Annotated in this window: 10 protein-coding genes; 9 read left to right on the plus strand and 1 reads right to left on the minus strand. The window is 43.5% G+C overall.

Features of this window, described 5'->3' with window-relative positions:
• The first annotated feature begins 1 nt into the window (after position 1).
• The 9 genes from B0O44_RS23370 (at position 2) to B0O44_RS25370 (ending at position 13,030) form a co-directional block, all read left to right on the plus strand.
• Positions 2-3,280: an efflux RND transporter permease subunit gene (locus B0O44_RS23370; RefSeq protein ID WP_110834525.1), complete on the plus strand. Its 3,279-nt coding sequence runs from the start codon at positions 2-4 to the stop codon at positions 3,278-3,280.
• 27 nt (positions 3,281-3,307) lie between these two features.
• Complete coding sequence (locus tag B0O44_RS23375) at positions 3,308-4,408, plus strand: efflux RND transporter periplasmic adaptor subunit (protein WP_110834526.1); 1,101 nt, start codon at positions 3,308-3,310, stop codon at positions 4,406-4,408.
• Positions 4,409-4,438: 30 nt separating this feature from the next.
• Complete coding sequence (locus B0O44_RS23380; RefSeq protein WP_110834527.1) at positions 4,439-5,386, plus strand: helix-turn-helix domain-containing protein; 948 nt, start codon at positions 4,439-4,441, stop codon at positions 5,384-5,386.
• 121 nt (positions 5,387-5,507) lie between these two features.
• A complete protein-coding gene (locus B0O44_RS23385) occupies positions 5,508-6,287 on the plus strand; it encodes a TerC family protein (protein WP_110834528.1) in 780 nt (259 codons plus the stop codon).
• A gap of 120 nt (positions 6,288-6,407) precedes the next feature.
• A complete protein-coding gene (locus B0O44_RS23390) occupies positions 6,408-7,007 on the plus strand; it encodes a TetR/AcrR family transcriptional regulator (protein ID WP_110834664.1) in 600 nt (199 codons plus the stop codon).
• A gap of 217 nt (positions 7,008-7,224) precedes the next feature.
• On the plus strand, positions 7,225-8,361 hold the full coding sequence (locus B0O44_RS23395) for an efflux RND transporter periplasmic adaptor subunit (RefSeq protein ID WP_110834665.1): 1,137 nt from the start codon (positions 7,225-7,227) through the stop codon (positions 8,359-8,361).
• A gap of 24 nt (positions 8,362-8,385) precedes the next feature.
• Positions 8,386-11,601 (plus strand): efflux RND transporter permease subunit, encoded by a 3,216-nt coding sequence (locus tag B0O44_RS23400; protein WP_110834529.1) that lies wholly within the window; start codon positions 8,386-8,388, stop codon positions 11,599-11,601.
• Positions 11,602-11,617: 16 nt separating this feature from the next.
• Positions 11,618-12,160, plus strand: a complete 543-nt coding sequence (locus tag B0O44_RS25365) for a TolC family protein (RefSeq protein ID WP_394340877.1) — start codon at positions 11,618-11,620, stop codon at positions 12,158-12,160.
• 18 nt (positions 12,161-12,178) lie between these two features.
• Complete coding sequence (locus tag B0O44_RS25370) at positions 12,179-13,030, plus strand: TolC family protein (protein WP_394340878.1); 852 nt, start codon at positions 12,179-12,181, stop codon at positions 13,028-13,030.
• Positions 13,031-13,041: 11 nt separating this feature from the next.
• Here B0O44_RS25370 and B0O44_RS23410 read toward each other — a convergent pair whose 3' ends face one another.
• Positions 13,042-15,672 carry a PAS domain S-box protein gene (locus tag B0O44_RS23410; RefSeq protein WP_110834530.1) on the minus strand — a complete coding sequence of 877 codons (2,631 nt, stop codon included), beginning with the start codon at positions 15,670-15,672 and terminating at the stop codon, positions 13,042-13,044.
• Positions 15,673-15,837: the final 165 nt, after the last annotated feature.

Consider the following 15,837-nt stretch of genomic DNA (forward strand, 5'->3'; position numbering starts at 1 on the left):
AATGAATTTAATACGTTTCGCACTTAGAAAACCAATATCTATTCTGGTACTGGTTGCCGGGTTGTTCTTTTTTGGAATCGGGGCCATAAGCGACATTAAAGTCGATATCCTGCCAAAGATGAATTTGCCGGTAATCTATATTGCCCATCCTTTTGGTGGTTATACGCCAACACAGATGGAGGCTTACTTTGGTAAACAATACATCAACATCCTGTTGTTCGCCAATGGGATCAAAAGCATAGAAACTAAAAATGTGCAGGGTTTAATGCTCATGAAGCTAACCTATTATGAAGGGACCAATATGGCCCAGGCGGCTTCGGAACTCAGTGCGCTCTCCAACCGGGCCCAGGCCATTTTCCCGCCAGGTTCCCAGCCTCCTTTTATTATTCGTTTTGATGCTTCTTCCCTGCCCATCGGGCAACTGGTCCTCAGCAGTCCAACCCGTTCCAATAACGAACTGCAGGATATGGCCAATATTTACGTCCGTTCTTCCTTTACGGCCATTCCAGGTTTGCTCGCCCCGGCACCTTTTGGGGGTAGCCCGCGGACCATTGAGATCAATGTGGACCCGAATTTAATGCGTTCGCACAACATGACCGTAGACCAGGTGGTCGAAGCCATTCGGGTAAACAACCAAACCGCCCCTTCGGGTAACGTGAGGATCGGGAACAAAAACTACATTACACCAACAAATTATACCATCCGGAAAATTAAAGATTTTGAAGACATTCCTTTGTTTAAAGGGGCAGTACAAAATCTTTATCTGAAAGATATTGCTGTGGTTAAGGATGGTGCTGATGCCACCAATGGTTATGCGCTGATCAATGGGAAACGTTCGGTGTATGTGAGTATCGCCAAATCGGGAGATGCTTCTACCTGGGATGTGGTGAAAGGCCTCAAAAAGAACCTTCCCTTAATCCAGAATACCCTTCCTGAAGATGTGAAACTGTCTTACGAGTTTGACCAGTCTGTATATGTAATCAATGCGGTAAAAAGTCTGATCAGTGAAGGGGCTATTGGAGCCATACTGACCGGTTTAATGGTGCTTTTGTTTTTGGGTGACAAGCGCGCAGCTTTAATTGTTATTCTGACCATTCCAACTTCTATTATAGCGGGGGTTTTATTTTTAAAACTCTTTGGACAAACCATTAACATCATGTCCTTAAGTGGTCTGGCACTGGCCATAGGGATCCTGGTCGATGAATCTACGGTAACGATAGAAAACATCCACCAGCATTTTGATATGGGCAAACCCAAGGCACTGGCCATATGGGATGCCTGTAAGGAAATTGCCTTTCCGAAATTGCTGATCCTGTTGTGTATCCTGGCTGTATTTGCCCCTGCCTTTACCATGAGTGGAATTCCGGGCGCCCTGTTTTTGCCTCTGGCTTTGGCCATTGGTTTTTCTATGGTGGTGTCCTTTTTCCTTTCGCAAACCTTTGTGCCCATTATGGCCAACTGGCTCATGGTTGCCCATCCGCATAAAGTAAAAAAACAGCCTAAGGGAATGACAGAAGATGAAGCTGTTTTCCGTGAAACCGGTTTGAGTCTGGAGTCCGAACACGACACAATGAACCAGAAAAAAGTGCTGGTCGAAAGGGAAGATTTTAACAAGGACGGCAAGATCAGTTTGTTTGAAAGGTTCAGGAACCGTTTTATGCGGTTTTTAAACCGTTTATTGCCGCATCGTAAACTGGTGGTGGTCATTTACCTGGTGGTGATCACCGGAGCGGCTGTATTGCTGCTGACCAATATTGGAAGGGATGTACTTCCAAGGGTCAATTCCAGCCAGTTTCAGCTGAGAATGAAAGCCCCCGACGGAACGCGTCTGGAACGCACCGAAGAAAAAGCCCAGCTGATCCTTTCGGAATTAAAGAAAATGGTTGGTCCTGAGCACATTTCCATTACCTCGGTCTATGTAGGCCAGCACCCGGCCTTGTTCTCTGTAAACCCCATTTATTTGTGGATGGCAGGCCCTCATGAGGCGGTTTTCCAAATTGGTTTAAAAGACTATGAGGTCGATATGGACGAGTTTAAGGACAAACTCAGACACCGGATCAAAGAACTTTCACCTGACCTGAAACTTTCTTTTGAACCGATTGAATTGACCGATAAAGTACTTAGCCAGGGTTCTCCGACACCAATAGAAGTCAGAATTGCAGGTAAAAACAAAAAAATTAATGAGGTTTATGCCAATAAAGTGATGGCTGAACTGCAAAAAATAAAATACCTCAGGGACATACAGATTGCCCAGCCCATCAAATATCCTTCTATGAACATCAATATTGACAGGGTAAGGGCAGCACAACTCGGTGTGGACATGAACGATGTATCCAGGTCCCTGGTGGCTTCTACTTCTTCTTCCCGCTATACGGATAAAAACGTATGGATGGACGAAAAGGTCGGTTTGACCTATAATGTTCAGGTACAGGTTCCTTTTAACCAGATGAAATCCAAAGACGACATTGGGGAAATTCCTTTGTTGAAAAACAACTCCAGACCGGTATTGAGCGATGTGGCCACCATTACACCAGACACCACCTATGGTGAAAATGACAATGTCGGGGCAACACCTTTTATTTCGGTTACAGCCAATTTAAACAATAAAGATCTTGGCGCGGCGACCAAAGATGTCCAGCAGGCCATTAAAGCGGTTGGAGAACCACCTAGAGGGGTGATCATTCAAACCGTAGGTTTATCCAAAGTACTCACCGAAACTTTAAGCAGTTTGCAATCGGGTCTTTTTGTAGCCATTGTGGTGATCTTTTTAATGCTTTCGGCCAACTTCCAGTCCTTTAAAGTTCCCCTGGTTATTTTGGCTACAGTGCCTGCGGTGGTACTGGGTTCATTGCTGTTGCTGACCCTTACCGGATCTACATTGAACCTGCAGTCTTATATGGGGATCATTATGTCTGTAGGGGTTTCCATTGCCAATGCCGTCCTGCTGATCACCAATGCAGAGCATTTAAGGCGGCACAATGGGAATGCTTTGGAATCGGCAAAAGAAGCTGCTGCCTTAAGGCTCAGACCCATTATCATGACCAGTGTGGCCATGGTTGCCGGTATGCTTCCAATGGCCATCGGACATGGAGAAGGTGGTGGACAGGTTTCTCCGCTGGGGAGGGCCGTAATTGGGGGGCTGGTGGCTTCTACATTTGCGGTACTGGTTATTTTACCACTTGTTTTTGCATGGGTACAGGGCAAAGTTTCTACCCAGTCCATTTCACTGGACCCAGAAGACCAGGAAAGCAAACATTACATTAAAGGCTTGAAAGATTAATTATAAAGATTTTTAAATTTGATACAAATGAGAACAAAGATATTTCACGGAAGTTTAATCCTAAGTGGTTTGGCCCTTGCAGTGGTGCTTCATGGCTGTTCGGCTTCCGCCAGTAAGGAAGAAGCAAAAACAGCCAAGGCAGCCCCGGTGGCGACCTTTAAACTGGAAAAGCAGCAGTTGTCCACCGCCCTGAATTTACCTGGTGAGCTGATTGCCTATCAGCAGGTAGACCTGTATGCCAAGGTGAGCAGTTTTGTAAAAACGCTAAAAGCAGATATTGGCTCTGAGGTACGTAAAGGTCAGCTCCTGATGACCCTGGAGGCGCCCGAAATGACGTCCCAGATTTCGGCCGCTCAGTCGCGTTTAAAATCGCAGGAAGCAATTTATGCCGCCAGTAAAGCCAATTACGACCGGCTTTACGAAACCAGCAAAACCCCGGGTACCATTTCCAAAAATGACCTCGACCAGGCCATGGCCAGAAAGAACTCCGATTTGGCTCAGTTTGAAGCGGCAAAAGCCTCTTTGAAAGAACTGGGTGCCATACAGGATTACCTGGAAATCCGGGCCCCTTTTAATGGGATCATTACGGCCAGAAATGTCAATTTGGGCGCTTATGTTGGCCCTTCTGGTAAAGGGTCGGAATTTCCGCTTTTCACTTTGCAGGAACAAAAAAGGTTGCGTTTGGCGATTGCCATTCCCGAAGCTTATACCGGTTACCTGAAAAACGGGCACCAGGTTAGTTTTACCGTAAAATCTCTTCCAAGCCAGACTTTCAAGGCCGATGTAAAACGTTTGGCCGGTGCGCTCGACCTGCGCCTGCGTTCTGAAAAAGTTGAAATGGATGTGCCAAACCTGGATAAAAAATTATTACCAGGTATGGTTGCAGAGGTTAACATTCCGCTTCCGGCAAACGGCGAAACCTTTATTGTACCAAAAAAATCAATTTTGGATACCAGTGAAGGTATTTTTGTGGTCCGGGTAAAAGATGGAAAAACCGAAAAAGTGGCGGTTAAAAAGGGCAGGGAGGCCGATGATAAGGTAGAGATTTTTGGAAACCTGAATGCAGGTGATGAATTTGTGACAGAACCGACTGAAGAAATGCGGGATGGGACAAAAATAAAATCTTAACTTTATACATATACTTCTATATATCTAACTATGCCAGGCAGGAATCAGGAAATTTACAGTGTAATTAAAAGTGAATCCCTTGAGGATTTTTACAACAGACTGAAAATTAACCAGCCGGAGGTCATTATACCAAGTCTTGGAATGGTAAATGACCTTGGGCATTTTAATGTGTTTAAAAGATCTGTTTATTGTTCTGCAAATCCTTCACCTTACAACAGGAGGGACTTTTACAAAATTTCCCTCATTATTGGTTGTGGGGTGCTGCATTTTCCCAATGAAAGAATAGAAGTGAAGGGAAGGGCATTGCTGTTTACCAACCCCAATATTCCTTATGCCTGGGAAGGAACTTCGGAAACCCAGGGCGGTTATTTCTGTTTGTTTACAGAAAACTTTATGCGCAACCGGAATGAAAGCATCCGGGAGTCCCTGCTGTATAAAATCCATGCGAACCCATTGATCTTTATAGATGAAGCGCAGGAAAAAGTGTTTATGGCGCTGTTTTTGAAAATGATGGACGAAATGAACGGGGAGTATATGCATAAATACGACCTGATTAGAAATTACATCAACCTGGTGGTGCACGAAGCTTTAAAAGTACAGCCGGTTTGCGAGGAAATCAAACACAGCAATGCCTCTGTCCGCTTATCGGCCCTGTTTATGGAGCTGCTGGAAAGACAATTTCCTATAGGCTCAACAGATCATGTACTGGAATTAAAAACTGCAAATGATTTTGCAGCCAAACTTTCTGTTCATGTGAACCACTTGAACCATGCCGTTAAAGAAGTTACGGGAAAAACAACCTCAGAACATATTGCAAAAAGAATTGCAAGTGAGGCCGTGGCGCTGTTGAAACATACAGAATGGAATGTTTCACAGATCGCTTATTGTCTTGGTTTTGAATATCCTGCCAATTTTAACATCTTCTTTCGCAGGCAAATGCAAGGTACCCCAAAATCTTTCCGGCAAATCTCTGCCTGAGCAGGATGGAATAAGTTTGCAGAAATTTAAAGTTTTAACAGCTTTGGCATTATCTTTATAGCCGCTATAGGAATGGAAGCCCATATGCTTTCGGGCGCCTATACATTTAATCTCTACATACATGGACTTTTTGCATACGATTTTAGGTGAGGACATACAGGCCGGCCTGCTGATTATTTTAAACCTGATCGTTATTGAAAGTCTCCTTTCGGTTGATAATGCGGCAGTTCTGGCCACAATGGTGATGGATTTGCCTGCCCAGCAACGGAAAAAAGCGTTAAAATATGGGATTATCGGTGCTTATGTATTCAGGGGGATTTGTTTGCTGCTTGCCGCCTGGCTGGTACAGATCTGGTGGCTTAAGCCCCTGGGCGGTATTTACCTGCTGTATCTTTGCATTAACTATTTTGTAAAAAAAATAAAAAAGCAAAAGATAGAAGAGCATGAGGCCATTGATAAGAAAAAAAGCTGGTTTTATCGTTCTACAGTTGGTTTAATCGGAAACTTTTGGGCAACGGTTGCCCTGGTAGAAATTATGGACCTGGCCTTTTCGATTGACAATGTCTTTGCAGCAGTTGCTTTTACCAATCATATTTATCTTATTTATATTGGGGTGTTTATTGGCATTCTGGCCATGCGGTTTGTGGCCCAGGGTTTTGTAAAGCTCATGGAAAAATTTACTTTTCTGGAATCCGTTGCTTTTATTGTGATCGGTATTCTGGGCTTAAAATTAAGTTCTTCGGTACTGAGCCATTTTATGCCGGACAGTTTTCTGGCGCATGTACTCGAAGGGGAGCATGCCGACCTTTTTATTTCCATTTTAACCGTAACCATTTTTGCTGTTCCGGTGCTGAGTTCCCTTATATTTAATTTTCCAAAAAAACATGAAACAGAAAAATAGGTCTTTAAATTGCTTTTAAGGCCTATAATTCCATTTTGACAAATGGATGATGATCCATTTCCCAGGAAGTTTCTACATTTGCTTAACAGTGTTAAATTATTTACACCAATTTTAAAACCAATGGGAAGTAAAGAAAGAATTCAGCGTCTTAAGGAGGACACCCGAAACAACATCCTTGATGCTGCACTTCAGATTGCACAGGAGGAGGGATGGCAGGCGCTGAGTATGCGTAAAATTGCGGATGCAATTGAGTATACGGCTCCGATCATTTACGAATACTTTGCAAACAAAGAAGGAATTCTTCTGGAACTGACCCGCAGGGGCTACGTTCTTCTGGGATCAAAAGTGGAAGCGGCAAGAAATGCCTATGAGCTTCCTGCCGACCAGATGGAAGCCATGTGGATTGCTTACTGGGACTTTGCTTTCGAATATAAAGAGTTTTACCAGATCATGTTTGGCGTAGAGATGATCTGCTGTGAGGTGAAAAAAGCCTTGCCAGAAGCAGAACGTGTGAGCAGAATGTATGGTGAGATCATTGGAAAACTAATTACAAAAGTCGTTGCCGACGAGGATCTGATCTGTAGAAAGTATTATACGTTTTGGTCAATTGTTCATGGACTGATTTCAATCAACCTTGTTCAAAAAGGGACCAATGAAGAAATGAACCAGCATATCCTCAGAGATGCACTCAAGGGTATCATCAGGTTCATCAACGATTAAAAATTTTTTGCCTTAGAATCTAACACTGTTAAATCGATTATACCCGTTATAAAATAAGTCTAAATCTCAAATGAATGAAATATAATCCTGTCTGTACTTTAAAATCTAACACTGTTAGATCGTTTGTGTTTAATGTAAATTGTAAATCTTAATCAAAATGAAATATCCTCCTTTTAGTACCCTGTCACTTAACGCTGTTAAATCACCTACTCATGTTATGAAACCGTTAATTTTACTCTCATTTCTCTTTTTACTGGCTTGTTCAAATAAAAATACTGCACCTGTAGCACCTCCGCCGCCATCTTTGCCGGTAGCAAGTGTCGTGTCTGGTACAGAAACAACTTTCCAGGAATACCCGGCTTCTATTGAAGGGGTCGTGAACGTAGAGGTACGTCCTCAGGTAAGCGGAAGCCTCGATAAAGTTTTTCTAGACGAAGGCGCTTTTGTCAATGCAGGCCAGCCTATTTTTAAAATCAATGAGCAGCCTTTCCGTGCCGCTTTAAACAATGCACTGGCCGCCCAGCATGCTGCTGAAGCCGCGCTGATCAATGCACAGCTTGAAGTGGAGCGTTTGACACCGCTTGTACAAAACAAGGTCATTTCCGACTTCCAGCTGAAATCGGCTAAAGCAACAGCCCAGGCAGCCAAGGCAAATATTGAACAGGCGAAGGCAAATGTCTCTACAGCCTCTATCAATTTGGGTTATACTTTAATCAAAGCACCGGTAAGCGGTTATATTGGCCGTTTGCAGAAAAAACAGGGAAGCCTTGTTGGTCCGGCCGATGCAGAGGCATTGACTCAATTATCTGATGTTCATGATGTTCATGTGTATTTTTCCCTTGGTGAAAAGGATTTTGTAAACTTTAAAGACCAGTATCCTGGTCAGACCTTAAAAGATAAGCTGAAACAGCTTCCGGCAGTGACCCTTCTTTTAGCTGACAATACAGAATATGCCAAACCAGGTAAAATTGATGTAATTGATGGTCAGTTTGATAAAAATACAGGTGCCATTACCGTAAGGGCCAGTTTCCCAAATCCTCAGGGTTTGATCAGGTCTGGTAATACTGGTAAAATCCGCCTGAGCCTGAAACACAACGATGCCCTGGTCGTACCAGAATCGGCTACCATTGATATGCAGGATAAAGTATTTGTATTTACCGTAGGTGACAGCAGTAAGGTGAAAAAACAAGCCATTACTATTATTGGTAAAGCCGGCGGAAATTATTTGGTTAAAGACGGTGTAAAAGTTGGCGACCAGATTGTGTTAAGCGGCATTGATAAATTACAGGAAGGCATGGTGATCCAGCCTCAAAAGGCAACGGAAAAAGTAGCTGTTGTGAGAACAAAAAAATAATACAAAACTTAAAGTTTAAAAGTCATGTTTCAAAAATTTATAGAAAGGCCCGTACTTTCAACTGTTATCTCCATATTATTGGTGATAGTTGGTATACTTGGCTTAACAAAGTTACCCTTAGAGCGGTTTCCTAATATCGCACCGCCGTCGGTATTGGTAACTGCTGTTTACCCGGGTGCTAATGCCGAAACTATTTTACGTTCGGTGACCCCCTCCCTCGAAGAGGCGATTAATGGTGTGGAGGATATGACCTACATGACCTCTACTGCCAGTAATGATGGTACATTGGGTATCACAGTTTACTTTAAACAAGGTACCAATCCCGATCAGGCTGCTGTGAATGTGCAAAATCGTGTTTCACAAGCAACGAGCCAATTGCCTGCAGAGGTTGTACAATATGGTATAACGACTACTAAACAGCAAAATAGCTTTATTGGTGCAATAGGTGTTTACTCAGAGGATCCAAAAAAATACGATGCAGTTTTTGTAAATAACTATGCACAGATCAATATCATTCCTGAACTCAAACGTATCCCGGGTGTAGGTTCTGCCAGTGTATTTGGTGGTATTAAAGATTACTCCATGCGTATCTGGTTAAATCCGAGTCAATTGGCAACTTATAAAATTACACCTAATGAAGTAATCAGTGCTATTCAGGACAAAAACCTGGAGGCAGCACCAGGTAGACTTGGTGAACGGAGTAATGAGGCATTTGAGTATGTAATTAAATATAGAGGTAAGCTTACTAAACCCGAGGAATATCAGAATATTGCTATCCGTTCCAATTCAGATGGTTCTGTATTGCGTTTAAAAGATGTAGCGCGTGTTGAATTGGGTGCTTATAGTTATAGCAGCGTAAACCGCTTAAACGGACACGATGGAATTACCATTGGTATCATACAATTATCAGGATCAAATGCCAACGAAATCCAGATTGCCATTGATAAGCTGATGGAAAAACTTTCAAAAGATTTCCCTGCGGGCATTAAATCCAATCAGTTTTACCGGACTAAAACCGATCTTGATGAATCTATTAACCAGGTTGAGCATACTTTGGTGGAAGCCTTTATCCTGGTATTTATTGTTGTATTTATATTCCTCCAGGATTTCAGGTCTACCTTGATCCCGGCGATAGCAGTTCCGGTTGCGATTATTGGTACTTTCTTCTTCATGAATCTCTTCGGATTCTCGGTTAATCTTTTAACGCTGTTTGCCCTGGTACTGGCCATTGGTATTGTGGTGGATGATGCAATTGTGGTGGTCGAAGCGGTGCATGCCAAAATGGAGGAAAACCCGACACTTACGCCCAAAGCGGCAACTACCGAGGCGATGAATGAAATTACAGGGGCAATTATATCGATTACGTTGGTCATGGCGGCGGTATTTTTACCGGTTAGTTTTATGACTGGCTCCACAGGTATATTTTACAAACAGTTTGCCTTAACCATGGCTATAGCCATTATTATATCAGCGGTAAACGCTTTAACTTTAAGCCCTGCTTTAGCGGCCTTATTTTTAAAGAATAAACATGCAGAAAATGGTCACGATGCACCCAAAAAAGGTTTTGTTGAGAAGTTTTATGCGGGCTTTAATGGTGGGTTTAATTATATGACCAGAAGATATATTGGCGGCTTAAAAATCCTTATCCGTAATAAATGGGTGAGCATGGGCGGGCTTGCATTGATCGTTGTTCTTACAATTTTCCTTGTAAACAGAACAAAAACGGGCTTTATTCCTACAGAAGATCAAGGTTTTGTCGCTATTGCTGTTGCCAGTCCATCAGGAACTTCATTAAGTAAGACGAACGAAATATTAAAACAAGCTGAAAAAGAGTTGAGGGCTATGCCATCAGCAAGATTTGTGATGTCGCTGGCGGGTTATAACTTCTTAACCGCATCAAACAGCCCTTCAGCTGGTCAGATTTTCTTATTGTTAAAACCAAATGACCAAAGAGGGGCGGTAAAAAATATCGACGATATACAAAATATAGTAAGAGCTAAAATGGCGGCCATATCTGCCGGTACCTTCTTTGTATTTAGTTTTCCAACCGTTCCAGGATTTAGTAACGTTGAGGCCATGAATGTGACCCTACAGGATAAAACGAATGGAAGGTTGGATAAATTTAGTGGTGTAGCGAATAACTTTATAGGAAAGTTAATGGCGAAACCGGCAATTGCTTTTGCCTTTACTTCTTATAAAGCAGATTATCCTCAGTTGCAGCTGGATGTTGACAACGAAAAGGCGGATCAGCTGGGCGTAAGTGTCAAAGACATTTTACAAACGATGCAGACTTTTTTTGGTACTGCGCAGGCCTCAGACTTTAACCGCTTTGGTAAATACTATCGGGTGGTTGTTCAGGCTGATATTGCCGACAGAACTGATCCTGCAAGTATTGATCGTGTGTTTGTTAAAAACAAGGCCGGAGAAAGTGTGCCAATCAATACGCTTGTTAAATTAACCCGCGTTTATGGCTCAGAAACGGCTTCGCGTTATAACCTGTTTAACTCTATCGAGGTAAATGCTATCCCTAAACCGGGTTACAGCTCTGGTGATGCCATTAAAGCTATACAGGAAACGGCTAAAGAAGAATTGCCTACTGGGTTTTCTTATGAATTCTCTGGACAAACACGTGAGGAAATTTCTTCAGGTGGGCAGTCAACCGTGATATTTCTACTTTGTTTGGTGTTTGTTTATTTCTTACTATCCGCGCAGTACGAGAGCTATATCCTGCCATTGGCCGTTATACTTTCTATTCCTACAGGTGTATTTGGTGTGTTTGTGGTACTGGGTTTAACTGGCATTGAAAATAACATTTATGTTCAGGTCGCATTGATTATGCTTATTGGGTTATTGGCAAAAAATGCCATCTTGATTGTGGAGTTTGCTGTCCAAAGGCGTAAGGCCGGAGCTGGCCTGGTAGAAGCAGCAATAGAGGCTGCCAGACTAAGGATCCGTCCAATCATCATGACTTCCCTGGCTTTTGTATTCGGTTTGTTTCCGATGAGTATTGCCACCGGTCCATCTGCTCAAGGTAACCACTCCATCAGTATTGGTGCAGCAGGGGGTATGGTTTCCGGAGTTGTTTTAGGATTGTTCATCATTCCGGTATTGTTTGTGATTTTTCAGCATTTGCAGGAAAGGTTTACAGGCTTACCACTGGCCGTGCTGAACAGGGAGGATAAAACCGGCAAAAACGGACAGGCCCTCGAAGCAGAACAACTTGAATTGCAAAACAATTAATCACAAAGAAAATCAAATGAAAAAATATATAAATCCATATGCTTTTTTAGCACTGGTCGCTTTTTTAAGCGCTTGTAAGGTTTCAAAAGATATTCCTGTACCCAAATCGGCCACCCCTGAAGCTTTCAGGGGGGCTACGGGGTCGGATACCTCCAGTATTGCAGCATTGCCTGTAAAACAATTTATCCGGGAAGCAGAGCTGCAGGAGCTTGTCGATACGGCACTTGCCAGAAACTACGACCTGCAAATTGCGGTGAAAAATATAGAGAGTTCAGAACTGTTGTTCAAACAATCTAAACTGGGAAATATACCTTCGCTGAACTTTCAGGTGACAGCGAATTCCAACAGGCCTTCTGACAACAGTTTGAATGGTTTGAGTACCAGTCAGTTCTTAAAGACCAGTCATGTGGAAGATTATAATGCCAATCTTGGCTTAAGCTGGGAAGCAGACATCTGGGGAAAAATCAGAAGTCAGAAACAGGCCGCCCTGGCGACTTATCTTCAAACGAATGAAGCAAAAAAAGCAGTACAGACCCGTTTGGTTGCCAATGTAGCCTAGGGTTATTACAATTTGCTAATGCTGGATGCCCAACTGCTCATCGCTAAAAAGAACCTGGCTTTAAATGACAGTACCTTGCGCATCATACACATGCAGTTCGATGCCGGACAAGTGACCTCCCTGGCTATACAGCAGGCAGAGGCACAACAAACCGTTGCTGCGCAACTGGTTCCCCAGCTGGAGCAAAATGTAGGGATACAGGAAAATGCCTTGCGCATTTTAACCGGAAAACTGCCTTCTGCCATAGAAAGAAAACGCAGTCTGGACCAAATGGAAGTTGGAGACAACCTTGCCGTGGGTGTCCCTTCGGCCATGGTAAGCAGAAGACCTGATGTCAAAGCTTCTGAGCTTGGACTTTCCATTGCCAATGCGAAGGTGGGTGTAAGCAAAGCCAGTATGTACCCTTCTTTAACTATTACTGCCAGTGGTGGTTTAAATTCTTTTAAAGCCAGCAACTGGTTCAATGTACCAGCTTCTTTATTTGGTTTGGTAACAGGCGGGATTGCCCAGCCTATATTTCAGCGCAAAGAGTTAAGAACTCAGTTTGAAATTGCCAAAGTAGAAAGAGAAAAAGCAGTATTACAGTTCAGACAATCGGTTCTGAATGCCGTAGGAGAAGTTTCAGATGAACTGATTAAACAAGAGAAACTGCAGCAACAATACCGCATCGCCAGTACAAGAGTAGAGACCCTGCAAAAAGCCGTGAAAAATGCAAACCTTTTATTTAGAAACGGAATGGCCAATTACCTGGAGGTCATTACCGCACAGGGAAACCTTTTACAAAGCGAACTGGATGTGGCAACCCTGAAAACAGCGCGTTTAAATTCCATGATTGAGCTGTACCGTTCCCTGGGCGGAGGCTGGAATTAAAAATACCCAGGTCACAGTACAGGGGAAGAGGCAGATGATTTTGCAACAGGCACTGCAAAGTAAAAGGAGGAACCTTTTCCCTCTGTACTATTTACCCAGATCCTGCCACCGGAACGTTTAATAATTTCCGATGAAATATAAAGGCCCAGGCCAAGTCCGGGAAAAGTATGTTGCATTTCACCGCTTACCCGGTAAAACTGTTCAAAAACTTTTGGAAGGTTTTGCGGGGAAATGCCAACGCCAAAATCCTGGATACACACAATAACTTCATCATCCATCTGCTGAGAATGGATGATGATTTTTTTTGCATGGGGTGAATATTTAATGGCATTGGTAATCAGGTTGATCACGACCTGTTCTATCCGGTCTTTATCCCCAAATACTGCAGGTATTGTTTTAAGGTTGGTTTCCAGGACATGATTTTCGGTGGTTCGCTGGATATCCTCTGCCAGGTTGCTGATCACCTGGTTCAGGTTAAAGGCCTGGTTGTTCAGCGGAAGTTTACCTGTATTCATTTTGGTTACATCCAAAAGGTCCCCGATCAGAATGACCAGACGGTTGAGCTGCAAATCCATTTTCCGGATCATGTCGGCTTCTTTTTCATCTCCTTTTTTGCGCAGCATTTTTTCCAGCACCTGGGTATAGGCTTTAATGCTGGTCACCGGGGTCTTTAACTCGTGGCTGGCAATACCGATAAAATTGTCTTTCTGGTGTTGCAGTTCTTTTTGTTCGGTGATGTCTGTACAGGAACCAATATAACCCATAAAAACTCCCTGTGCATTGTGTTGGGGCTGTCCGGCGGCAACGCACCAGTGTGGTGTCCCGTCTGCATGGTTGATCCGGAATTCTACCTCATACTGATGTCTTAAATTGGTATCGTTCTGGAACTTCTTCAATACCTGCCGGCGGTCCTCCGGAAAAATTACGGAAGTCCAGCCTCTGCCAAGGTTCTCTTGCAGGCTTTGCCCGCTCCAGTCGAGCCAGCTCTGGTTTACATAAGTGATCTCTCCATTGGCATCGGACATCCATAGGGCCGTAGGGGATGCGGTAGTGATGCTTCTGAGTTGCAGCTCACTATCTTCAAGCGCTTGTTTGGCTTTCAGTTCTGGCCGCATATCCCTCATAATGGCGCCAATGGCTATGGGTTGTCCGGTTACAATGTCGTCTATCCGGATGCAGTAATTGTATACAGGAATCAGCTCCTTGGTTTTAACATTTCTGACAATTAATTTTCCGGCCCATTTCCCTTCTTTAAAAACTTCAGGCAAAATGGTTTGCTGTACAAAATTGAGCTCCTCGGCACTGTGAAGTTCTGATAGTGGTGTTTTTAGCATTTGCTGGGCCGAATCCATGCCCAAAAGCTGCATGCCCGAGGCATTAATATAAGTGTTAAAGCCCTCCAGGCTCATGACGGACATCAGATCCGCACTGTTGTTCACCAGTGAAATCAATTTTTGCTGTTCTTCCTTCGACCTTTTTTGTTCTGTAATGTCAAGTAAAGTACCCAGTAGCCTTAGCGGATTCTGTTCTTTGTCATAAATCACTTTGCCTTCTGCTCTTATCCAGCGCAGGGACTGATCAGACCAGACGATCCGGGCTTCGTAAAACATAACGCCGGTCACAATGGCTTTCTCATAGGCCCTGCTTCTGATTTTCAGGTCCTGCGGATAATAAACCGAAAAGTATTCATCGCGGGATACCGGTTTTTCAAAACCAAAAATATTGGCAAAGCGTTCAGAGGTAACCATTTCGCCCGACAACAGGTTCAGGTCAAAAATGCCCATGTCCACCGCATCGGCCGCCAGTCTGGCCCTTTCTTCGGCTTCTTCCAGCTTACGCATGGCATTGACCTGTTCGGTGACTTCGGTGGCCACCACAATAACCCCGCTAATGCCGTGGTCCTTTTCAAAAAAGGGTTCGTACACAAAATCTATGTAAACTTTCTCCAGTAAACCTTTACGGATCAGCGGAACTTCCATGCCCAGAAATTCAACTGTTTTACCACTTTCCATCACCTGGTGAAGTGCTTTTTCCATATGCCCTCTTCTGGCAGTAAACAGCACCTCAAATACAGGTTGGTCTATCATTTCCTTTGGCGACTTTCCATATATTTCACAAAGAGTGGGGTTAATCAGGTCTACCCTGAAATCTGCGCCTTTGAATATGGCAATACCAACAGGGGCCTGCATAAAAATGGAGTACAGTTGTTTGCGCTGGTTTTTAAGCGCTTGCACCCCTGCTTTTTCCCTTTCTAGCAACCGGTGGCTTTCTGTGATGTCCCTGGGGGTATGGATCAGAAAGTTCAGCTCGCCCCGGGCATCCATTACCGGGGTATTCAGACAGCTCCAGTATCTTTCTTCCAAAGTATCCGTCCCAGGTGTGGGCAGGTCATAACGGAAATGTTCCAGGGTCTGAGGTTCTTTGCTTTCTATGGCCCTGCAAATAGAATCCAGAACCGCGGCCGGGGGGTTCATTATCGAAACAGATTGTCCGACCAGGGATTCCCTTTTGCGCTGGACCAAAGAAAGATAGGCTTCATTGGCATCCAGAATGGTGCAATGAGGTGCATCTGGTTTCAGGATCAGTTTTGCTACCGGGCTTTTGTAAAAAATATCCTTGTAGACTTCTTCAGATATATCCATTTATCTTTCCGGTGGGTTAAACAGGACTATTAACATTTAAAAATAAGATTTTTTCGGGATTCTGTGGTTTAAAAATCTTACGAAAAGAAATTGCGGAATTTAATAAAAGTTTAAAGCATTGGACTAATTTTATTTACTTTTTCATGTATTATTGCAATCTGATTT

This window comes from Pedobacter nutrimenti, assembly GCF_003208655.1.
Lineage (GTDB): Bacteria > Bacteroidota > Bacteroidia > Sphingobacteriales > Sphingobacteriaceae > Pedobacter > Pedobacter nutrimenti.